Raw genomic sequence first — 21,831 nt, 5'->3', positions numbered from 1 at the left:
CGGGCGGGCGGACGGTCCGGGCTCGACAAGCGGATTTCCATGGTTAAGGGAAAGCGACGCTGGCGCCCCACCGGGCGCCCCGGAGGCCCCTGTCACCATGACCGTCGAAAACGCCCCCCAGCGGGAGACCCACGCCTTCCAGGCGGAGATCAATCAGCTCCTCAGCCTGGTCATCAATTCGCTCTACAGCCACAAGGAGATTTTTCTCCGCGAGCTGGTGTCCAACGCGTCGGACGCGCTCGACAAGCTCCGGTTCCGCGCGATTACGGAGCCAGAGCTGCTGGCGGACGAGCCGGCCCTGGAGCTGCGCCTCATCCCCGACGAGGCGAAGGGCACCCTCACCATCGAGGACACCGGCATCGGCATGTCGCATGACGAGCTGGTGAAGAACCTGGGCACCATCGCCCACTCCGGCTCGCGCGAGTTCATCGAGGCGCTGGCGCAGAAGGGCCAGCAGAAGGACATGCAGCTCATCGGCCAGTTCGGCGTGGGCTTCTACAGCGCCTATCTGGTCGCGGACCGCGTGGAGGTGGTCAGCCGCGCCGCCGGCCAGGGACAGTCCGCCTGGCGGTGGACGTCGGAGGCCAAGGGCTCCTTCACGGTGGAGCCCGCCGAGCGCGCCGCGCGCGGCACCTCCATCATCCTGCACCTGAAGGAGGACCAGAAGGAGTTCCTGGGCGAGTGGCGGCTGCGGTCGCTCATCACGCAGTACTCCGACTACGTGGGCCACCCCATCAAGCTCCAGGTGAGCAAGACGACGGGGACCGGCGACGAGGCGAAGACGGAGACGTCACTGGAGGTGGTCAACAAGGCCAGCGCCCTCTGGCAGCGCTCCAAGTCCGAAATCACGGACGAGCAGTACCAGGAGTTCTACAAGCACCTGACGCACGACTGGGAAGCGCCGCTGGCGTGGACGCACTTCAAGGCGGACGGCAACACCCAGTTCACCGGCCTGCTCTTCGTGCCCAAGCAGCCCCCGTTCGATTTGGACGCGCAGCAGCAGCGCGGGGTGCGGCTGTTCGTCAAGCGCGTGTTCATCATGGACCGCTGCGAAGAGCTGGTGCCGCAGTGGCTGCGCTTCGTGCGCGGCGTCATCGATTCGGATGACCTGCCGCTGAACGTGTCGCGCGAGCTGCTCCAGGACTCGCAGGTGGTGCGCGCCATCCGCAAGCACGTGGTGAAGAAGTCCGTGGACCTGCTGGAGAAGCTGGCCAAGGACAAGCCGGACGACTACCTCACCTTCTGGAAGGCCTTCGGCACGGTGCTGAAGGAAGGCCTGGCCACGGAGGCAGAGCAGAAGGACAAGCTGGGCGGCCTGCTGCGCTACGAGAGCTCGCGCGAGGAGGGCCTGACGTCCCTGGCGGACTACGTGGGCCGCATGAAGGAAGGTCAGGAGGCCATCTATTACGTCTACGGCGAGTCCCGGAAGGCGGTGGCGGACAGCCCCCACCTGGAGGCGCTGAAGCAGCGCGGCTTCGAGGTCCTCTACATGACGGACCCGGTGGACGAGTGGGCCGCGCAGGGCCTGCGCGAGTTCCAGGGCAAGTCGCTGGTGTCCGCGCTCCAGGCGGACCTGAAGCTCCAGTCCACGGACGAGCAGAAGAAGGAGCAGGAGCAGCACGCCGAAGGCCTGAAGACGCTCACCACGAAGATGAAGGACGTGCTCCAGGAGTCGGTGCGCGAGGTGCGCGTGTCGGACCGCCTGACGGACTCGCCCGTGTGCCTCGTCGTGCCAGAGGGCGGCTCGCCGGCCTACCTGGAGCGCCTGCTCCAGCAGCGCGGCCGGGGCGCGGGCATGCCGCGCGTGAAGCGCATCCTGGAAGTCAATCCGAAGCACCCCGTCATCGAGCACCTGAAGGCCGTGCATGACCGCGACCCGGCCGCGGCCCAGGTGGCGGAGTGGATTGAGCTGCTCCACGACCAGGCGCTGCTCACCGAGGGCAGCACCATTGCCGACCCCAACCGCTTCGCCCGCCGCATGACGGGGCTGTTGACGCAGGTGGCGGCCCTGGCGGCGGCGCCCGCTCCAGCGCAGGCCCCCGCCTCGGCGACGGCGAGCTGAGACGCCGTCACCCGCGCCCCCTCTCGCTCCGAGAGGGGGCGCCCGCAGCCCGAGCGAGCGCCTGATGCGCCCGGCTGCTTCAGGGAGCCCCCGGCCAAGGGGCATTCCCGACCCGGGATGGGGGTATCGGCGTCCCCGGGGCGCGTCGGCTATCGTCCCTCGGAATATCGAGGGGAGTCCGACGACATGAAGCGAGTGGTTCTGGGGTTGTTCGCAGCCGTGGTCCTCCATGCGTGCGCAGCGCACGAAAAGACGGGAGACCGCGCCGCGGCCGTAGGGGATTGGAAGGCCGCGTATGCGTCCTACCGGCAAGCGCTGGCCAGCGAGCCGGACAGCCCCGAAATCAAACTCAAGTTCGACGCGGCCCGCACCAAGGCGCTCCAGGATGCGCGGCAGCGGGCGCAGACGTGCGCGCAGGTGAATGACTGGAACTGTGCGCTCGCCGAGTCCGACTTCGCCCTGTCCGTGGAGCCGGGCAACGCGGAGATTGCCTCGTTCCGCGCGCACGCGGCGCAGCGGGTGGCGATGGCGCAACTGGACACGGCCGTCGAGCAGGCGCAGCAGGGGCAGTACGCGGAGGCCGCCTCGCTGATGGACCGGGCGCTGGAGCTGTCCCCGGTGCCCGAGGTCAAGGCGCACGCGGAGGACGTGCGGCGCATCATCACCACCCAGGGGCGTGCCCAGGCAGACCGGTACCTGCACGAGGGCAACTTCATCGCGGCCCACGAGCTGGCGCAGCTGGTGCTGCGGCTGGATGCCTCCGCCTCGGCGTGGGCGCAGAACATCGCCGCGGAGTATGAGCACTTCATCACCGAGGAGGTCGAGCGGCTGTCGCGAGAGGGTGACGCCGCGCGGGCGCAGCGTGACTGGGGGCGCGCGCAGCAGAGCTACGGCGCCGCGCTGAGCCTGCGGCAGGGTGGCCGGGCCGCGCCGCTGGAGGCGTACGTGCGCCACATGGCCCTCGCCGACCAGCGAATCGCGGGCCGTGACTGGAACGGGGCGGCGGAGGCCTACCATGTGGCGCTGCGCACGGGTCAGGACGACGGCTTCGCCAACCACCAGTTGGAGCGGGTGCAGCTGCGGCCCTACCGCTTCGTCCTGCACTCCGTGCTGGTGACGCCGGGCCGGCCGGATGGACGGGCGTGGGTGGGCGCATCGAACGACATCTTCACGCGACTGGCGAACCGGGTGACCCAGATGGCCCGGCAGCGGGGCATGACGGACCTGGTGAAGGACCTGGCCATGAGCATCCCGCATGAGAATCGCCCGCAGCTGCGCATCGAGGTCCACCATCCGGATGGCATGCACCTGACGACGCAGGGCCGTCACGGCATCTACACGGACTACGGCGCCGAGTTCGTCGCCATCGCCAATGCCTTCGACAACCGGCCGGTCGGCTTCCGGGTGTACATCGACGGGCCGCACGGCAGCGAGCTGCTGGGCTCGGTGGACGTGCCCGTGCACGAGCTGGTGGAACGCCGCGACGTGTCGCTGGAGGGCGCCTCCATCCTCTCGCTGCGGCTGAGCACCGTGAGTGACAGCCGTCAGCCGGGCCCCTACGGCGGCATGGCGCACGTGGTGCCCGCGCCGCCTCCTGGTGCGCGGCCTCCCGGCGCGCGGCCTCCGCCACCGGGCCGCGGCCACGTCGCCTCACCGACTCACTGACGTCTCGCGGGGCCGGAAGCATGGCTTCCGGCCCACTGCGGGACACTGGCCGGGACACAGAAGGCTGCGAATGGGCCGGGCCTCGTTCGCCGCGCTGTCTGACAACACGGCTCGAACGGGGGGCCCGGAGCGCCAGCCAGGCATTCACGGGGCTGACGATGGCCTCCGCGCGCACCCATTAGCGCGGCAGGCGGAGCCGGAACGTAGAGCCCGTGCCGACGACGCTCTCCACCTCGATGTCCCCCCCGTGCGCCCGGGCAATCCGGCGGGACACGGAGAGCCCCAGCCCCACGCCGGGGATGTCCTTCGCCGCGGTCCGGCTGCGCTTGAACGGCTCGAAGAGGGTGCCCAGGTCGTCGGGCGGAATCCCCACGCCTTCATCCGTCACGGACACCGACACGTCGCGATCCGAGGACTCCAGCCGCAGCGACACCACCCCGCCCTCGGGCGAGTACTTGATGGCGTTGCTCACCAGGTTGGTGAGCACCTGCGACAGCCGCGTCGAATCACACCGCCAGGGCACGGGCGAGTCCGGCACGGAGCACTCCAGCCGATGATGCTCGCTCGACGGCCGGTGGAGCTCCACCACCTCCTCCACCAACCCGCGCAAGTCGCACTCCTCCAGCCGCAGCTCCAGGTTCCCCGCCTCGATGCGCGTCCGGTCCAGCAGGTCGCCCACCATCCGCTCCAACCGGTCCACCTGGTTGGAGATGCGCACCAGCGAATCCCGCACCTTCTCCGGCGGAGGCGCCGTCTTGGCCCGCAGCAGCATCTGCGCAGACAGCTTCAGCGCGTTGAGCGGCGTGCGCAGGTCGTGCGCCACGCCCGCGAGGAACTGGAGCTGCCGCGCGTCCTGACTGGCGACGGTCTCCGCCATGTCGTTGAACTCCGCGCCAATCTCCTGGAGCTCCGGCGGCCCCGCGCGCGCCACCCGCGATTCACGCCGGCCTGACTTGAACGCACTCAACGCGCGGCGGATGGCCACCAGCGGCCGGTAGATGCTCGTCTGCGCGATGGCGAGGAACAGCACCACGCCCGTCAGCACCGACACCGCGAGCAACGTTCCAATGAGCCGCCCCATTCTCCGCACGGCGGTCGCCTCGTCGCGAGCCATGCGCGCCCGCGCGATGCTGGAGTCCATCACCGCCCGCGTCGCATCCACCGCCTGCGCCAGCCGCCGCCGCCGGTCCGGCTCCGGCGCGTTGAGGTAGGCCTCGACGCTCGCGCGGGAAGCCGCCACCAGCCCGCGCTCCGCCTCCGTCTCCGTGTACATCTCGACATGGGCCAGCCGCTCTGGCACCTCGCGCACCAGCGCGTCCACCCCGACGGGCGGCCCGACGTCCGTGGGCCCGATACCTTCCACTTCGTGAGCGTACTGGAGCAGCAGCAAGGTGAATTCCAGCTCGGCCGCCGCGCGCACCCGCTCCGCCGCGTCGATGAGGCTGGTGGTCTGCCGCTGCAGCAGGGTGGTCATCCAGAAGAGTCCACCCGCGGACCCCAGCCCCAGAACCGCAAGGAGTACCGCTCCGAGGGTGAGGAAGGTCCGCAACCGCATCACGCCCTCCAGGGGAAAGCATCACCCTACCTGATGCGTGGAGCGAACGGGCATCCCAACCCGCCCACCCGCGAACGGCATCCACCAGCATCCATTACCCGTACTGCACCCGCCCTCACCGGGATGTGCACTGCTTCACGGCATGGCAACCCGGTGGCGGGATATCACCGCGCCAGGCCACATCTCCTCCGGGCCAGGGGATGCGTGCGGTACGCTGTGGGGTCCACCGTCTTCCGGGAGGAGCAGGCACCATGCGCTTCACCGTGAACGTCGACGGCCAGGAGCACGCCGTCGACGCGCCCTCCTCTACATCCCGCGCGACGAACGGGGGCTTCACGGGGCCCGGCACGGCTGCGGCGTGGAGCAGTGCGGCACATGTACGGTGCTGAGCAATGGCGTCCCCTGCGCGCCTGTGTCGTGCCTGCGCGCGCCGGATGGGACACCGCACCCGCGCCACAACGCCTTCGTGGCCGAGCAGGCCGGCCCGTGCGCCTACTGCATCCCCGGCATGCAGGGTGGTGACAGCGGCGGCCCTGCTGAAGGAGAAGCCTCCCAGGGTCCCACTTCGGCTGCGCTGGCCAATGCCCTATTCCACGCCACGGGGCCGGGCCGCGGGAGCTGCCGCTGACACCGGCGCGGCTGGCGGCGGCGCTCCAGACACGCTGAGGCGGCACCGAGGGGGCAAGCCCATGGCCCGCGCCCACGTCGACAACACTCGACGGAGGCCACGTGCCATGTGAATCTGCGTTCGAAGTGGAAGGGTGCGGCGATGAACGCCGCAGGAACTCGGATGGTCGGGCCGCCATCCCAGCCGGCAACGCAGCCGGCGGGACCCGCGTATGTCGACGACCACGCCACCGGGGCACTCTGCCCTTCCGCCCGAGGCCTGGGCCCCACTGCTTCGACTCTCCAGGCTCGCAGGCCGGCCGCTGGAGCGCTTCCTCCATATCGAGGCGGCCAGTGGCATCCTGCTCCTCGTGGCGGCGGCCATCGCGCTCCTGTGGGCGAACTCGCCCTGGGCGGAGAGCTACGCGCACTTCTGGCACACGCCACTCGGCCTCCGCGTCGGTGACTTCACCTTCGAGCGCAGCCTCGAATGGGTCGTCAACGACGGCTTGATGGCCATCTTCTTCTTCGTCGTGGGCATGGAGATTCGCCGCGAGGTCCATCAGGGCGAGCTGTCAGAGTTGCGGCGCGCCGCGCTCCCCGCCGCGGCGGCGCTGGGGGGCATGCTCGCTCCGGCGGGCCTGTACCTCCTCCTGGCGAATACCCCGGACACCCGCTCGGGGTGGGGCGTGCCCATGGCCACGGACATCGCGTTCGCGGTGGGCATCCTCACGCTCCTCGGAAGCCGGGTGCCCCCCGCCCTGCGCGTGCTCCTGCTCGCGCTCGCGGTCATCGACGACCTGGGCGCCATCATCGTCATCGCGGTGTTCTACTCATCAGGCGTGGCCATCACCGGGCTGCTCGTCGCCGCGCTGGGAGTCGTGGGTGTCTTCGCGATGCAGCGGTTTGGCGTGCGCTCGAAGTGGGCCTACATCGTTCCAGCGTTCGTCGCCTGGGCGGGCGTCTACTCCGCGGGGATTCACCCGACGATCGCGGGCGTCATCATCGGGCTCATCACGCCGGTGCGCACCTGGCTCGGTCCGGAAGGATTCGTCACCGGCGCTCGGACCGAACTCGAACACATCGCCCAGGCGCAGCCGGGCGCGCTGTCCTCCCATCACCTCTCGGAGACCTTGCGCCGGGTCGATGCCGCGCGCCGTGAGGCCATGTCGCCTTCGGAGAGCCTGATTGCCACGCTGCATCCGTGGGTGGCGTTCGGCATCATGCCGGTGTTCGCGCTCGCGAACGCGGGGGTGCCGATTTCCAGTGAACCGCTCGATGCGGCGTCGTGGACCGTGGCCCTCGCGACGGCCACCGGGCTCCTGGTGGGCAAGCCCCTGGGCGTGATTGGCGCCTGCTGGCTCGCGCTGCGCCTGCGGCTCGCGACGTTGCCGAAGGGCCTGGGCATGCGGGAGCTGCTGGTGCTGGGAAGCACCGCGGGCATCGGCTTCACCATGGCCCTGTTCATCTCGCAGCTGGCCTTCACGGAGACGAAGCTGCTCGCCGCAGCGAAGCTGGGGGTGCTGGCCGCGAGCGGGGCCGCCGCCGTCGTCGCACTCGCCCTGGGCCGGTGGTTGCTCACCACTTCGGCGCGGCCCGGCGCCGCGAGGTCCGTGGACGAGGCGGAGCGCTCGACGGCGCTGTAGCGCATCGAGGTACGCCGACCCGAGCTCGCGCACTTGGACGCCTCCTGGCGACGCCTCCAGGGCTCGGGCACTATCCCGGTCACGAGCCCCGATGGCTCGTCGAACTCTGCGGGGGCACGTGATGCGGACATCGATGAAATGCATGGGACTGTTGTTGCTCGTCCTGGGGGGCGCGTGCGCGAGCACCCGGTCCGCCGTGACCGAGCCCGTGCCTCCCCACCAGACATTCACCCTCGAGTCCGCGAAGCTGAAGGAGCCCCGCCACATCACCGTCTACCTGCCGCCGGGCTACACGACGGCGGCGGAGAGCCGCTTCCCGGTGCTCTACATGCCCGATGGCGGCCTGAAGGAGGACTTCCCGCACCTGGCCACCACCGTCGACACGGCCATCCGCGCGGGCGAGCTGCGCCCCCTCATCATCGTGGGAATCGAAAACACCGTGCGGCGACGGGACATGACGGGCCCGACCACGGTGGCGTCGGACCTGGAGGTCGCCCCCGTCACGGGAGGCTCGGCGACGTTCCGCGCCTTCATCCACGAAGAGTTGATGCCGGAGGTGGAGCGCCGCTACCGGGTGACGCAGGAGCGGGCCATCATCGGCGAGTCGCTCGCGGGCTACTTCATCGTGGAGACGTTCTTCCTCCAGCCGGACCTGTTCGACACCTACCTCGCGCTGAGCCCCAGCCTGTGGTGGAACGCGGAGTCGTTGGTGAAGGGGGCGGGTGAATGGTTCGCGGCACGGCCGGACCTGCGCGCGGGACTGTACGTGTCCTCCGCCAACGAAACGGACGACATCGTCCCCGCCGTGGCGAGGCTCCAGGGGGTCCTCCGCACCAGCGCGCCCTCGGGCCTGAAGTGGGAAGTCGAACCCCGGCCCGACTTGCGCCACGACAACATCTACCGGGAGAGCTCGCCCAGCGTGCTGCGCAAGTGGCTGCCTCCCGTGGTGGCCGCCGAACGCGCGCCCTGACGCAGCGCCCACGCGCCGCGCGGAAGCCCTGGGCATCCACGCGGCGCGCCACGCCCGCTGATTACTGCGGAGGCATCTGGTTCGGGTCCATCCAGGCCACCTCCCAGTGGTGACCGTCCGGGTCGTAGAAGCTCCCGCCGTACATGAAGCCCATGTCCATGGTGTCCGCAGCGGGCGAACCACCGTTCGCCAGCGCGGTCTTCACCAGCGCATCGACATCCTCGCGGCTGGTCGCGGACAGCGCATAGGTGCCCGCGGTGGTCTGGTGCGCGTCGTGCAGGGGCTTCTTGATGAAGTCCTTGAAGCGGGTATGCGTGAGGAGCATCACGAACGCGTCCTCGCCCACCACCATGCAGGTGGCGTGCTCGTCGGTGAAGTCCTTGTTGAACTCGAAGCCCAGCTTCGTGAAGAAGTCCACCGACCGCTTCAGGTCGGCTACGGGCAGGTTGAGGAAGAGCTTGCGGGGACGGCTGACCTTCATGTTCGCCTCCAGGGCGGGTGGGTTACGAGGCCTTTGACTCCCAAGGCGGACCGAATTCATCGGTCCTTTTTCAGAAAGATTTTCCGCGCCCCGCCTACCGAGGGAGCTCCTGGGGAAGGCCGAACCGCGGGAACAACGCCTCCGTGTCGAGGAAGTGGGTCATCGCCGCGATGCGTCCACCGGACAGCTCCAGGACGATGAGCGACCACGGCTTGAAGGGGCCGCCGTCGCTGCTCGCGTGGTACTGGCCATAGGCCGGTGAGCCACAGGCCTCGGTCCGCACCAGCCGGGAGTCCCTGCAGACCGCCCCTCGCCCGAGGAACCAGCCGAGAATGGACGCGTGCCCCTGGAGCCACAGCGTGTAGGGAGGCATGGAGAGGGTGACTTCCTCGTGGAGAATCGCGGTGAAGGCGTCCATGTCGTAGCGCTCGAACGCATCCACGTAACGATTCAGCAACGCCACCTGCGCGTCGGACTGAGGCACCCGGAACTCGGAGTCTTCCAGCCGCAGGTCCGACACCGTCGCCCGGGCACGCTGGAGCGCGCTGTTGACCGAGGCGACCGACGTCTCCAGCGTCTCGGCGATCTCCGTGGCTGGCCAGCCCAGGACCTCGGCCAGCAGCAGCACCGCGCGCTGCTTGGGGGGCAGGTGTTGGAGCGCCGCCAGAAACGCGAGCCGGATGCTCTGACGCAGCGACGCCTGCTCGGAGGGGTCCACGTCCGACGGCACGGCCAGCGCGTCCGGAATGGGCTCAATCCAGCTGTTCGCCGGCAGCGGCGTCAGCGGCCCGTCGATGGAGTACGCGGGCCCCAGCTCCATTGGCCGCGCGCGGCGCCCGCTCGCCGACAAGGCGTCCAGGCACACGCGGGTGGCGATGGAGTACAGCCAGGTCCGCGGAGACGCACGGCCCTCGAACCGGTCCATCGCGCGCCAGGCGCGCACCATCGTCTCCTGGACGGCGTCATCCGCCTCCGAGACAGAACCCAGCATGCGATAGCAATGGCCCATGAGCGCCGAGCGGTGCGCCTCGAAGCCGAATGCCTGCTTCCCAGAATCCGGAAGGTCCTTCATCAACGGGCGGTCTATCAGGCCCATCAGGTCATGTCAGGGGCTCGGCCAGACGGCCCATGTCAATCCGCGCGCGGAGGAGCTCACCCCATGCACGCTGAGTGCCTGGCACGGGCTCCAGGGCCTGGGTCCCAACCCCACCCCACCAGGACGTCCCCGGCCCTGTGGTGTCTCATTCGCGCTCCAACTCTCTCAGGACGGCCTCCGCGGCGCGGCGGCCCGACACCAGCGCGCCGTCGATGGAGGCATTGTCACGGTGGTCTCCACACACGAACAGTCCCGGTGACAGCCGCACGGGCCGGCGAGGCGGCTCCAACACCTCCGGAGGCTGCGCGGGCAGCGCGAGCGGAATCGCATAGGTGCGCAGGTGCCGCCATGCGGACACGGCCGGACCGAACCAGCCCGTCAGCTCCGCGAGCACCTCGGCTTGCAGCGTGGCCAGGTCCGGCGTGGCGCCGACCACGGACACGGACACGAGCGCCTGTCCCCGCGGCGCATATGCCGGTGACACCTCGCTCATCACCGCCACGTTGTTCACCCGGCCCCGGCCCTCGCCATTGAGCAGCAGCCAGGGCCCTTCCACGGGCGGCTCCGGCGCGGCGAAGTAGAGGCACGTCACCCGGTTCATCACCGGTGGCACCATGCCCGGCAGCAGCCCCACCGCGCTCGCCGGGTCCGTGGCCACCACCACCGCCTTGGCGCCAATCAACTCTCCGTCCGCCAGACGCACGCGGTGTCCCCACACCTCCGCCACCGGCGCGCGCATCCGCAGCAGGCCCGACGGAAGGCGCGCCGACAATTGCGCTGGAATGGCGCCCATCCCCGACTCCGGAACCGCCGCGTATCCGGATGAGAACATGCGGAAGACGAACTCCAGGAAGCGGCTGGATGTGGTCAGCTCCCGCTCCAGGAAGATGCCGGCGAAGAAGGGGCGCAGGAACGACTCACGCAAAGCCTCCGTGAAGCCCAGCTCGTCCAGGTAGCGCCGCGACGTGCGGGACGGCCGCTGCCACACGTCCTCCACTTCACCGGAGAGCGCCAGCTGCCTCAGCTCCAGGATGCGCAGCTTGTCCCCGAACGTCCCCACGGGAGCAAACAGGTGCCCGAGCGCCTCCAAGGGGCGGCGCAGCGGGTCCGCGACCGTGTGCAACTTGCCACCCCGCCACACCTTCGCGCCGGGGACGAACCTGCGCAACGTCAGCGCCTCCAGGTCCAACGTGCGCCGGCCCTCCGGATACGCGGACAGGTACACCTGGAAGCCTCTGTCTAGCAGGAAGCCCTCATGGACATCCGTGCGAACCCTGCCCCCCGGTGCGTCGCTTCCCTCTAGCAACAACACCTTCACCCGTGACGCGACGAGCGCCCGCGCGCACGCCAACCCCGCGAGCCCTGCCCCGACGACGATGACCTCCGGATTCGACACGCACGCGCCTCCACGCTTCCTGCTCAAGAAAAGCGCCCACGCTCGCTTGATAAGCGTGGGAGGCGCAAGGGAGACTCGGAAGCGGTTGCGGGCAACAGACACTTGATGCAGAAACACCGGCTGTTGCCCGTCCCACCCATGCAACCAAGCGCCGGAATGCTCCCGGCCCACAACACCCCTCGGAGCGAGAGAAAGCAGGCAGCCCCATGTTGATCGTGATGCGACCCGACGCGACGGCCCAGGACATCGAGCGTGTGAACGACGAGATCCGCCGCCGTGGTTGGCAACCGCACGCGATTCCAGGGGGCACTCGCACGGCCGTTGGCATCACCGGAAACCCGGGCGCGGTGGAGCCGGAGCCCTTCCGCGTGCTCCCTGGCGTCGCTGACGCCGTGGCCATCTCCCAGCCGTTCAAGCTCGTCAGCCGCGAGGTGAAGCCGGACGACACGCAGCTTCGCATCGGCGACCTGACGATTGGCGGCTCCGCCTTCCACGTCATCGCCGGCCCGTGCTCGGTGGAGTCGCGCGAGCAGATTCTCTCCACCGCCCACGCGGTGAAGAAGGCGGGCGCCACCATGCTGCGCGGCGGTGCGTTCAAGCCGCGCACCAGCCCCTATGAGTTCCAGGGCCTCAAGGGTGACGGCCTGGCGCTGCTGGCCGAGGCGCGCCAGGAGACGGGCCTGCTCGTCACCACCGAGGTGAAGGACACCGCGACGCTCCAGGCCGTCGCCGACGCCACGGACATCCTCCAGATTGGCGCGCGCAACATGCAGAACTTCAGCCTGCTGGAGGCCGTGGGGGACCTGCGCAAGCCGGTGATGCTCAAGCGCGGCATGAGCGCCACCATCAAGGAACTGCTGATGGCGGCCGAATACATCGTCGCCCGCGGCAACACGCAGGTCATCCTCTGCGAGCGCGGCATCCGCACCTTCGAGACGATGACGCGCAACACGCTGGACCTCAACGCGGTGCCCATGCTGAAGGCGCTCTCGCACCTGCCCGTCTTCGTGGACCCGTCGCACGGCATCGGCGTGCGCAAGGCGGTGCCGGCGATGATGCGCGCGGCGACGGCGGTGGGGGCGGACGGCATCATCGTCGAGGTGCACCCCGACCCGCCGCGCGCGAAGTCGGACGGTGCCCAGTCGCTGGACTTCTCCGAGTTCGAGAAGTCCATGAACGAGGTCCGCGCCATCGCCCAGGCGATGGGCCGCGAAGTGGTCAGGCTGGGATAGGCCATGACACTCAAGGAAGCGCTGGGCAAGGTGGTGGGCCGGCGCGACCTCACCCGCGAGGAGATGACCCGCGTCATGGGTCTGATGCTCGCCGGGGAGGCTTCGCCTGCCCAGGTTGGCGCGCTGGCGACAGCGCTGAAGATGAAGGGTGAGACGGAGGATGAAATCCTCGGCGCGGCGGAGGCCATGCGGGCCTGCGCGGCGAAGCTGTCCCCGCGTGCCGACGTGGTGCTCGACACCTGCGGCACCGGTGGCGACGGCGCGCACACCTTCAACATCTCCACCGCGGTGGCCTTCGTGGCCGCCGGGGCCGGAGTGACGGTGGCCAAGCACGGCAACCGCGCGGTCTCCAGCCGATGTGGCAGCGCGGACGTGCTGGCGGCGCTGGGCGTCTCCATGGAGCGCCCGCACGAGCGCGTGGCGCGGGACATCGACGAGCACGGGGTGGGCTTCCTCTTCGCGCCCTCGCACCACGGGGCCCTGCGGCACGTGGCGCAGGCGCGGCGGGACATGGGGTTCCACAGCGTGTTCAACCTGCTGGGGCCGCTGACGAACCCGGCGGGCGCGCGCTACCAGCTCCTGGGGACGTTCGACGGCAAGCGCGTGGAGCAGACGGCGCGCGTGCTGGGCCGGCTCGGAAGCCGCCGCGCGTGGGTGGTGCACGGCCATGACGGGCTGGATGAAATCTCCCCGTGCAGCGCCACGCAGGTCGCGGAGCTGCGCGAGGACGGCACGGTCCACACCTTCACGGTGTCGCCCCAGGACGCGGGGCTGGACGTGGTGCCTCGCGAGGCCATCGCGGGTGGCGACGCGGAGGAGAACGCCCAGCGGCTGCGCGCGCTGCTGGACGGCGAGCGCTCGGGGCTGCGCACGGCGGTGCTGCTCAACGCGGCGGCGGCGCTCGTCGTCGTGGGACTGGCGGCGGACCTGCGTGACGGCGTGCGGAAGGCGGAGCAGGCCATCGACTCGGGCGCGGCCCGCAACAAGCTGGCGGCCCTCATCGAGGGGGGCTTGTCATGAGCACGACAGGAACGTTGGACCGCATCATGGCGCGCAAGCGCCAGGAACTCGCAGCGCGTCCGCCCATGGCACCTCGCACCCGGCCCATGCCCCGCGACTTCGCCCAGGGGCTGGTGACCCACCGCTCCGGGCGGCGAGTGAGCGTCATCGCGGAAGTGAAGCGCAAGAGCCCTTCGGGCGGGGACTTCCCCCACGCGGACGTGGTGGCGGTGGCCCGGGCCTATGAAGCCGCGGGCGCCAGCGCCATCAGCGTGCTGACGGATGGGCCGGACTTCGGCGGCGGCCTGGAGGACCTCGTGGCCGTGCGGGCGGCGGTGTCGCTGCCCGTGCTGCGCAAGGACTTCCTCGTGGCGGCGCGCGAGGTGGAGGAGAGCGCGCAGTGGGGCGCGGACGCGGTGCTGCTCATCGCCGACGCGCTGGAGGATGGCGAGCTGCGGGAGATGGTCGCCACCGCGAAAGCGGTGGGCGTGGCCGCGCTGGTGGAAGCCCACACGGAGGCGCACGCCGAGCGCGCGCTGGCCGCGGGCGCGAAGCTGGTGGGCATCAACAACCGCAACCTCGCCACGCTGAAGACGGACACGGGCACGGCCCTGCGGGTGATGCCGAAGCTGCGCTCCCGGGCCCGGGTGCTGGTGGCGGAGAGCGGCCTCAAGTCCCTGGCGGACCTGGTGGCGGCGCAGGAAGCGGGAGCGGACGCCGTCCTGGTGGGCGAATCCCTGCTTCGGGAGCCCGACCCCGGACATGCGCTGCGGAGGCTGCTCGGGGTGAAGGACGCGGCGCCGTGAGTGTCCGCGTGAAGGTGTGCGGCGTCACGCGCCTGTCCGACGCGGTGGCAGCGTGGGAGGCGGGCGTGGACGCGCTGGGCCTCAACTTCTACCCGAAGTCGCCCCGCTACCTGGACCTCCCCACGGCGGCGGCCCTGGCCCGTACACGGCCGCCCCTGGGCACGGTGCTGGGCGTGTTCGTCAACGCGGCGCCGGACACCATCCGGGAGACGGTGCGCGCCTGTGGCCTCACGGCCGTGCAGCTCCATGGGGACGAGCCCCCGGAGGCCTGTTCGGGGTACGGGGTGCCTGTCGTCAAGGCGCTGCGAGTCGCGGGGCCGGAAGACGTGGCCCGGGCTCGAACGTATGTGGGCGTAGGAGACGTCGCGGGGCTGCTGCTGGACGGCGCGGCGCCGGGGTATGGCGGCGGCGGCGTGGGCTTCGACTGGTCGCTCGTCGCGGGGCTGGCGGGAAGCGGCGTGCCCGTGCTGGTGGCGGGAGGCCTGCGGCCCTCCAACGTGGCCGAGGCGGTGCGCGCGACGCGGCCGTACGGCGTGGATGTGGCCAGTGGCGTGGAATCCGCCCCTGGCATCAAGGACGTGGAAGCGGTTCGCGCCTTCGTGCGCGCCGCGAAGTCCATCAACCTCTGGGAGTGACAGACATGACCACGGAGACTGCCGCCGGCCGCTTCGGGCGCTACGGCGGACGCTACGTTCCGGAGACACTGGTTCCCGCGCTGCAGGAGCTGGAAGAGGCCTATGCCACGGCGAGCGCGGACCCGGCCTTCGGCGAGGAGGTCACCCGCGTGCTGCGCGAGTACGTGGGCCGCCCCACCACGCTGACGCCCGCCCGGCGCCTCACGGAGGCCTGGGGCGGCGCGAATGTGTGGCTCAAGCGCGAGGACCTGGCGCACACCGGCGCGCACAAAATCAACAACACCGTGGGTCAGGTGCTGCTCGCCAAGCGGATGGGCAAGAAGCGCATCATCGCGGAGACGGGCGCGGGCCAGCACGGCGTCGCCACCGCCACCGCGTGCGCACTCTTCGGCCTGCCCTGCGAGGTGTACATGGGCGCGCTGGACGTGGAGCGGCAGGCGCTCAACGTCTTCCGCATGCGCGCGCTGGGCGCGGTGGTACGGCCGGTGGAGTCCGGCTCGCGCACGCTGAAGGACGCGATGAACGAGGCCATGCGCACCTGGGTGTCGCAGGTGTCGGACACGCACTACGTCATCGGCAGCGCCGCCGGGCCGCATCCGTATCCGACGGTGGTGCGCGACTTCCAGGCCGTCATCGGCCGCGAGCTGCGGACGCAGGCCCAGGCGGCCTTTGGCGGCCTGCCGGACGCCATCATCGCGTGCGTGGGGGGCGGCTCGAATGCCATTGGCGTGCTGCACCCGTTCATTGGCGACGCCAGCGTGCGGCTGGTGGGCGTGGAGGCGGGAGGCCACGGCCTGGATACGAAGCAGCACGGCGCTTCGCTGACGCTGGGGACGGAGGGCGTGCTGCACGGCTCGCGCTCGCTGGTGCTCCAGGACGAGGACGGCCAGATTCAGGAGGCGCACAGCATCTCCGCGGGCCTGGACTATCCCGGCGTGGGCCCGGAGCTGGCGCACCTGGCGAAGACGGGCCGCATGGAGGTCCGCATCGCCACGGACGACGAGGCGCTGGCGGCCTTCTACGAGGTGGCGCGCCTGGAGGGCATCCTCCCCGCGCTGGAGACGTCTCACGCCTTCGCGCGCGGCCGGGAGCTGGCGCGTGAGCTGGGGGCGGGCAAGCACCTGGTCATCAACTGCTCGGGCCGCGGAGACAAGGATGTGGCCACGATTTCCGCGCGGGGCGTGCCTCCGCCGGTGGGGGTGAAGGCATGAGCGGCGAGATTGCACAGACGTTCGCCCAGGCGAAGGCACGGGGCGAAGGCGTACTGGTGACCTATGCCATGGCGGGCGACCCGGACCTGCCCCGCTCGGTGGACGTGTTCGCCGCGCTGGTCGAGGGCGGCGCGGACGTGCTGGAGATTGGCGTGGCGTTCAGCGACCCCATCGCCGACGGCCCCGTCATCCAGGGCGCGGCGGAGCGGGCGCTCAAGGCCGGCTCCACGCTCAAGCGCGTGCTGGACGAGGTGGTGCCGGCGGTACGCAAGCGATGTCCCCAGACGCCGCTGGTCATCATGACGTACGTCAACCTCATCATGGCCATGGGCGAGGCGCGTTACGCGAAGCTCGCACGCGAGCGCGGCGTGTCTGGCACCATCCTCCCCGACCTGCCGCCCGAGGAGAGCGCGAGCCTGCGCGCCACGTTCGACGCGGAGGGCATGGACCTGATTCCCCTGTGCGCCCCCACCACGCCCCCGGCGCGGGCGGAGGCCATCGCGAAGGATGGCCGTGGCTTTGTCTATTGCGTGTCCGTGTCGGGCGTGACGGGCATGCGCGCGGAGCTGCCGCCGGACCTTTCACAGCGTTTGGATTTGGTGCGCAAGGCCGCGTCTGTCCCCGTGGTCGCAGGCTTTGGCATCTCCACGGCGGAACAGGCACGCACACTGTCTGCCCATGCGGATGGCGTCGTGGTGGGCAGCGCGCTGGTGCGTGCCGCGCACACAGAGGGCCTCGATGCGGCGAAGGCGCTCTGCGCCGACATCAAGCGCGGCCTGCGGCGCTGAGGCACGGCTGCAAACGCTCTCTTCACTCTGAAAATTCAGGGATAATCCCACACCCCGTATAAGCACTCCGGCTCTCCGCATGTGCCCGCATCAGGCGGGCATTTGCGCGAGGACATTCCTCCGGAGGCAATATGCAGCAACGGCGAAGGCCGTCTTGGAGCAGGACGTGCCTGCTGACAGCAGGTCTGTTGGCAGGGGCGGGCTGTGGGGGCAACGCGGCGCCCACCGAGCCCGAGCAGCACAGGAGTCAGTCGCAAGGCCGGGGCTTTGGCCCCGACCTCGTGGTTCGAGAGCTGCGAGGCCCCAGCAGTATTCGATTCGGTGAGCCCTTCACGACCCTCGTGAAGGTCTGCAACGAAGGCACAGCGCCCGCGCAGAGCCCCATAGGTCCCACCCAGATGGACTTGTACCTGTCCACGGATGGCACGCTCTCCTGGCCCGACCCGAACGTGCCACCCCCGACGGACCAGGTCTTCCTCGCCACGCTGGACGTCAGCGAGCTGGAGGCCGGCCACTGCGAGACGCGAGCCATCACCAGTTCCGCCACGCCGCCTGGCCCCCAAACGGACGGGACCTACTACCTGGGAGCCATCACCGACGTGCACCAGACCCTCGTCGAACTGGACGAGGCCAACAACACCGCGGTGACCGCGCTGGGCATCGGAAACCGGCCGGACCTCGTCGTCACGGAGCTTCGTGGCCCCACGAGCGTCACGAACAGCGGGACGGTCACGTCGACGCTCAAGGTGTGCAACCAAGGCACCCACGTGTCGGACGACACCATCGTGGAGCTGTACCTCTCCACGAACGGCACGCTGTCACCGCCAACGACGGGCGGACCTCCCCCCACACATCAGGCCTCACAGGGAACGGTGGAGGTGCCCGAACTGCTCCCGGCCCACTGTGCCATCCGCCGCGCCTCTTTCCCGGTGATATTGCCGCCCGACGCGACACCCGGTCAGCTGCTCTACCTGGGCGCCATCGCCGATACGCCCGAGTTCTCCACGGAGCTGAACGAGGACAACAACGTCTTCGTGGGGGACCTCGTCGCCATGGGAGCGGGACCGGACCTCGTCGTCACCTCGGTACACGGCCCCAGCAGCATCCAGAGCGGTGACCTGCTTGGCGCCTCTGTGAGGGTTTGCAACCACGGCACGCTGCCCGCGAATCCCAGCTCGCTCGAGCTGTACCTCTCCGTGGATGGCAACGTCACCATGCCAGACAGCGGCAGCCCACCGCCGCCTGGACAGGAACGGGTGGGCCAGACGGATGTGCCCATCCTGAACCCTGGCATTTGCATCACTCGCAATGTCCAGGGCGCCGCGACGTTCCCAGCCGGCGCGCCCCAGGATGGCGCCCTCTTCCTGGCCGCCCTCATCGATTCCACGCAAGACATCCCTGAACTGCGCGAGGACAACAACGCCTTCACCCAGGGGCTCATCGGCGCGGGGGCGCGCCCGGACCTCGTCGTGACCGCGATTCGCGCTCCAGCCAGCGTGCCCCCTTCGGCATCTTGGACCCCTGTCAGCGTCACCGTTTGCAACGTGGGGACCGTCTTTGCCCCGGCGGCCGAGGTGGATATCTACCTGTCCATGGTGCCGACGCTGGACTCGCCCTCCATGGAGGGACCGCTGTACGGGACCCAGTTCAGGGTCGGCGGATTCGGCCTCTCCGGCGTCGAAGCAGGGCGTTGCGTCACACGCGAGGAGCCCATCACCCTGGCCCGTCCACTGGGTGCGCCACCCCAACTCCAAGCATTCTACGTGAGCGCCATTGTCGACCCCGGGTCGAACATCGTGGAGCTGCGCGAGGACAACAATGTCTTTGTCGGTGAGCAAATGGGTCTCGGAAACAGGCCGGACCTGGCCATCACCTCCGTGAAGGGCCCCGCCAGCAGCATGCCTGGCGACGTGCCTGTCACCGCCCGCATCTGCAACCAAGGCACCGTGGCCTCACAGAACACCCAGGTGGAGTTCTACCTGGCTGCGCATGCCTTCCTGAATGCCCCGATTCAGGGGGGCTCGCCTTACAACGCCGACCCGCATACGGCGTTCTCCATTGGGATGCACCAGGTGCCATCGTTGGATGCGGGCGAGTGCAGGACGATCTCCACCCTTGCTACCGCGATGAGCTTCCCCGCGGAGTACATCGACAAGGCGCTCAAGCTTGGAGCCATCATCGACCCACAGGCGCAGGACGAGGAACTCCGCGAAGACAACAACACCTTCGTCGGAGACTTCATGGGCCTGGGAAACCGTCCTGACCTGGTGGTCACTGCCATCGACGGTCCCGCCAGCGTGAGCAACAGCACCACCTTCGCGACCACCCTGACCGTCTGCAACCAGGGCACCGATTCCTCCGGGCCCACGATGGCGCAGGTGTATCTGTCCACCGAACCCCGCCTGGTGCTTCCAGATTGGAGCGGGCAAGGAACTCCGTTCACATGGAGTCAAACGCCCGTGGGCGACGTGAGCATCCCTCCCCTGAACGTCGGGCACTGCTTCACAGGGCAAGTGACTGGCGCGGCCTACATCCCGCCCGGCTCGCACGGCGAGGCCATCTACCTGGGCGCCATCATCGATGCGAACGACTCCATCGAGGAGCTTCGCGAGGAGAACAACGCCTTTGTGCGCGGCCGCATCGGCGTAGGAAACAAAGCGGACCTCGTCGTCACCGCCATCAACGCTCCACCGAGCGCGCGAATCCATGGTGCCTTCACAGCCACCGTGACGGTCTGCAACCAGGGCACCGAGTACGCGAGTTCCTCGGAGCTGGAACTCCACTTCTCGACCCTGCCCACGTTGGAACTGCCACGGTGGTTCGGTTCGGGCTCCCCCCTGCCCGACACCCAGGCCTCCATCGGCAACATCTCAGTGCCACACCTGGACGCGGGCCATTGCATTTCCCAATCCATCCAGGCCGCTACACAGTTGCCACCCGATGCACTGTTTGCCCAGCCCTTGTACCTGGGCGCCATCATCGACGGATGGGGCAACGTCGAGGAACTGCGCGAGGACAACAACACCTTCGTGAGCGGAATCATGGGCGTCGGTGATGGCCCTGACCTTGTCATCACGGCGGTGCAGGCGCCCCCGAACGTCGGGCCGTTCGCGACGTTCCACCCGACCGTCACGGTTTGCAATCAGGGGACAGAGCCCTCGAACAGCACCCTCGTGGAGTTCCACCTCTCCACGGAAGAGGCGCTCGTCATGCCGCGCTGGAGTGGACCCGGCAATCCACTGCCACCGACGCAACAGTCCATTGGCGAGCTGAATGTCCCCTTCCTGAATCCAGGGAGGTGCTTCACGGGAAGCGCTGTCGCAACACTGACGCCGCCGCCCGCGACAGCCCCTGACCAGAAGCTCTACCTGGGTGCCCTGGTCGATGGGATGCAATCCCAGGCGGAGCTGCGCGAAGACAACAACATTTTCATGAGCGGTCGCATGGGCGTGGGCCATGCATCCGACCTGGTCATCACGTCACTCACAGGCCCCGCGAGCGTCGAAGCCAACGCCGCGTTCACCGCCACGGTCACCGTCTGCAATCAAGGCACGTCTGAATCCTATCCCACGGAACTGGAGGTCCACCTCTCCACCGAAGCAAGCATGGCCATGCCCGAACGGTACGGCCCGGGAATTCCGATACCCGCCAGCCAGGTGTACGCCGGCGAGTTCGGAGTCCCCGCCTTGGGTGTCGACGATTGCGTCACGCTGCAGGTGCCCTCCTGGTCGAACCTTCCTGTCCTGGCTCAGCCCGAACAGCCCTTGTATCTCGGCGCGGCCATCAATCCGGACCCGCTCGCTGGTGAGCTGCGCGAGGACAACAACACCTTCGTCGGTGACATCATGGGTGTTGGCGCCGGTCCCGACCTGGTTGTCACCGCGGTGCAAGCGCCCGTCAGCGTGGAACGCAACGGCAACTTCACTGCCTCGGTGACGGTCTGCAATCAGGGCACCCGGGTATCGGGCAGCGAGCAGTTGGACCTGTACTTCTCCACCCGGGCCCAGGTCGTGATGCCTCAGTGGAATGCACCAGGTTTCCCCTACCCGCGCACGCAAGCGCTCATCGGCGCCTGGAACGTGCAGCCCCTGAATCCGGGACAATGCACCACAGAGCCCGTCCTCGCGTGGGTGGAACTGCCCGAGGAGGCCGAGCCCCATCACCCGCTGTATCTGGGCGCGGTCATTGACCCGAACCAGGCGCAGGCCGAGCTGCGCGAAGACAACAACATCTTCGTCAGCGGACTCATGGGTGTGGGCAGCCAGCCAGACCTGGTCGTCACCTCCGTCTCCGGCCCCAACTCCGTGAGAACGGGCAGTGCCTTCACCGCCACCGTGCAGGTCTGCAACCAGGGCACCACACCCACCCACGGCTCCATGGATGTGGCGCTGTACCTGTCGAGCAACAACACGCTCGAATTCCCCTATCAAAGCTGGCCGGGCGCTCCCCCCGACAGTCAGAGCCAGATTGGAGTGATGACCGTTCAATCTCTGGGCGCCGGGCAGTGCATCACACGCAACACGCAGGTGACGGTCAACACGCCTCCGGATTCTGGCCCCACTGGGTTCTTCTACCTGGGCGCCCTCGTCGACCCATGGCAGAACCTCGAGGAACTGCGCGAGGACAACAACGTCCTCGCGGACCGGTTCATCGCGGTGATGCCGTAGTCGTCGCAGTCTGAGA

15 protein-coding genes are annotated in these 21,831 nt (G+C 69.2%); 11 read left to right on the top strand and 4 right to left on the bottom strand.

The annotated features are described in order from the left end of the window. Positions 1 to 97 precede the first annotated feature (97 nt). Positions 98 to 2,062 carry a molecular chaperone HtpG gene (gene htpG, locus BLU09_RS25915; RefSeq protein ID WP_090492171.1) on the top strand — a complete coding sequence of 655 codons (1,965 nt, stop codon included), beginning with the start codon at positions 98 to 100 and terminating at the stop codon, positions 2,060 to 2,062. A gap of 186 nt (positions 2,063 to 2,248) precedes the next feature. Continuing rightward, on the top strand, positions 2,249 to 3,727 hold the full coding sequence (locus BLU09_RS25910) for a hypothetical protein (RefSeq protein ID WP_090492170.1): 1,479 nt from the start codon (positions 2,249 to 2,251) through the stop codon (positions 3,725 to 3,727). Between the two features lie 178 nt (positions 3,728 to 3,905). Here the strand turns inward: BLU09_RS25910 and BLU09_RS25905 are convergent, their stop codons facing one another. Beyond that, a complete protein-coding gene (locus BLU09_RS25905) occupies positions 3,906 to 5,201 on the bottom strand; it encodes a sensor histidine kinase (protein ID WP_244172027.1) in 1,296 nt (431 codons plus the stop codon). Between the two features lie 920 nt (positions 5,202 to 6,121). Between BLU09_RS25905 and nhaA the strand changes: the two genes are divergently transcribed. Further along, positions 6,122 to 7,534: a Na+/H+ antiporter NhaA gene (gene nhaA / locus BLU09_RS25895; RefSeq protein WP_090492168.1), complete on the top strand. Its 1,413-nt coding sequence runs from the start codon at positions 6,122 to 6,124 to the stop codon at positions 7,532 to 7,534. Between the two features lie 91 nt (positions 7,535 to 7,625). Then, entirely contained in the window at positions 7,626 to 8,504 is an 879-nt protein-coding gene (locus BLU09_RS25890) for an alpha/beta hydrolase (protein ID WP_090492167.1), read from the top strand. A gap of 61 nt (positions 8,505 to 8,565) precedes the next feature. Here the strand turns inward: BLU09_RS25890 and BLU09_RS25885 are convergent, their stop codons facing one another. From BLU09_RS25885 to BLU09_RS25875, 3 genes are all read right to left on the bottom strand, one after another. Further along, complete coding sequence (locus tag BLU09_RS25885; protein WP_090492166.1) at positions 8,566 to 8,985, bottom strand: VOC family protein; 420 nt, start codon at positions 8,983 to 8,985, stop codon at positions 8,566 to 8,568. Positions 8,986 to 9,079: 94 nt separating this feature from the next. Then, the gene (locus tag BLU09_RS25880) at positions 9,080 to 10,057 is read right to left on the bottom strand and encodes a sigma-70 family RNA polymerase sigma factor (RefSeq protein WP_186817964.1); all 978 of its coding nucleotides are present in this window, start codon (positions 10,055 to 10,057) and stop codon (positions 9,080 to 9,082) included. Positions 10,058 to 10,226: 169 nt separating this feature from the next. Further along, positions 10,227 to 11,477 (bottom strand): NAD(P)/FAD-dependent oxidoreductase, encoded by a 1,251-nt coding sequence (locus BLU09_RS25875; RefSeq protein ID WP_186817963.1) that lies wholly within the window; start codon positions 11,475 to 11,477, stop codon positions 10,227 to 10,229. Positions 11,478 to 11,683: 206 nt separating this feature from the next. On the opposite strand from BLU09_RS25875, the gene aroF reads away from it, so the two are divergent. The 7 genes from aroF (at position 11,684) to BLU09_RS25840 (ending at position 21,815) form a co-directional block, all read left to right on the top strand. After that, positions 11,684 to 12,709 (top strand): 3-deoxy-7-phosphoheptulonate synthase, encoded by a 1,026-nt coding sequence (gene aroF / locus BLU09_RS25870; protein WP_090492163.1) that lies wholly within the window; start codon positions 11,684 to 11,686, stop codon positions 12,707 to 12,709. 3 nt (positions 12,710 to 12,712) lie between these two features. Beyond that, on the top strand, positions 12,713 to 13,729 hold the full coding sequence (gene trpD, locus BLU09_RS25865) for an anthranilate phosphoribosyltransferase (RefSeq protein WP_090492162.1): 1,017 nt from the start codon (positions 12,713 to 12,715) through the stop codon (positions 13,727 to 13,729). After that, positions 13,726 to 14,514, top strand: coding sequence for an indole-3-glycerol phosphate synthase TrpC (locus tag BLU09_RS25860; RefSeq protein WP_090492161.1), 789 nt, complete (start codon positions 13,726 to 13,728; stop codon positions 14,512 to 14,514). The genes trpD and BLU09_RS25860 overlap by 4 nt, the downstream gene beginning before the upstream one ends. Next, complete coding sequence (locus BLU09_RS25855; RefSeq protein WP_090492160.1) at positions 14,511 to 15,149, top strand: phosphoribosylanthranilate isomerase; 639 nt, start codon at positions 14,511 to 14,513, stop codon at positions 15,147 to 15,149. The genes BLU09_RS25860 and BLU09_RS25855 overlap by 4 nt, the downstream gene beginning before the upstream one ends. A gap of 5 nt (positions 15,150 to 15,154) precedes the next feature. Beyond that, entirely contained in the window at positions 15,155 to 16,360 is a 1,206-nt protein-coding gene (gene trpB / locus BLU09_RS25850; RefSeq protein ID WP_090492159.1) for a tryptophan synthase subunit beta, read from the top strand. After that, positions 16,357 to 17,148 carry a tryptophan synthase subunit alpha gene (gene trpA / locus BLU09_RS25845; RefSeq protein WP_090492158.1) on the top strand — a complete coding sequence of 264 codons (792 nt, stop codon included), beginning with the start codon at positions 16,357 to 16,359 and terminating at the stop codon, positions 17,146 to 17,148. Before trpB ends, trpA begins: the two co-directional genes overlap by 4 nt. 131 nt (positions 17,149 to 17,279) lie before the next feature. After that, positions 17,280 to 21,815, top strand: coding sequence for a CARDB domain-containing protein (locus BLU09_RS25840; protein WP_244172026.1), 4,536 nt, complete (start codon positions 17,280 to 17,282; stop codon positions 21,813 to 21,815). Positions 21,816 to 21,831 lie beyond the last annotated feature (16 nt).

The sequence above is a fragment of the Myxococcus virescens genome (assembly GCF_900101905.1).
Lineage (GTDB): Bacteria > Myxococcota > Myxococcia > Myxococcales > Myxococcaceae > Myxococcus > Myxococcus virescens.
This window is presented reverse-complemented; position numbering and strand designations above follow the sequence as displayed.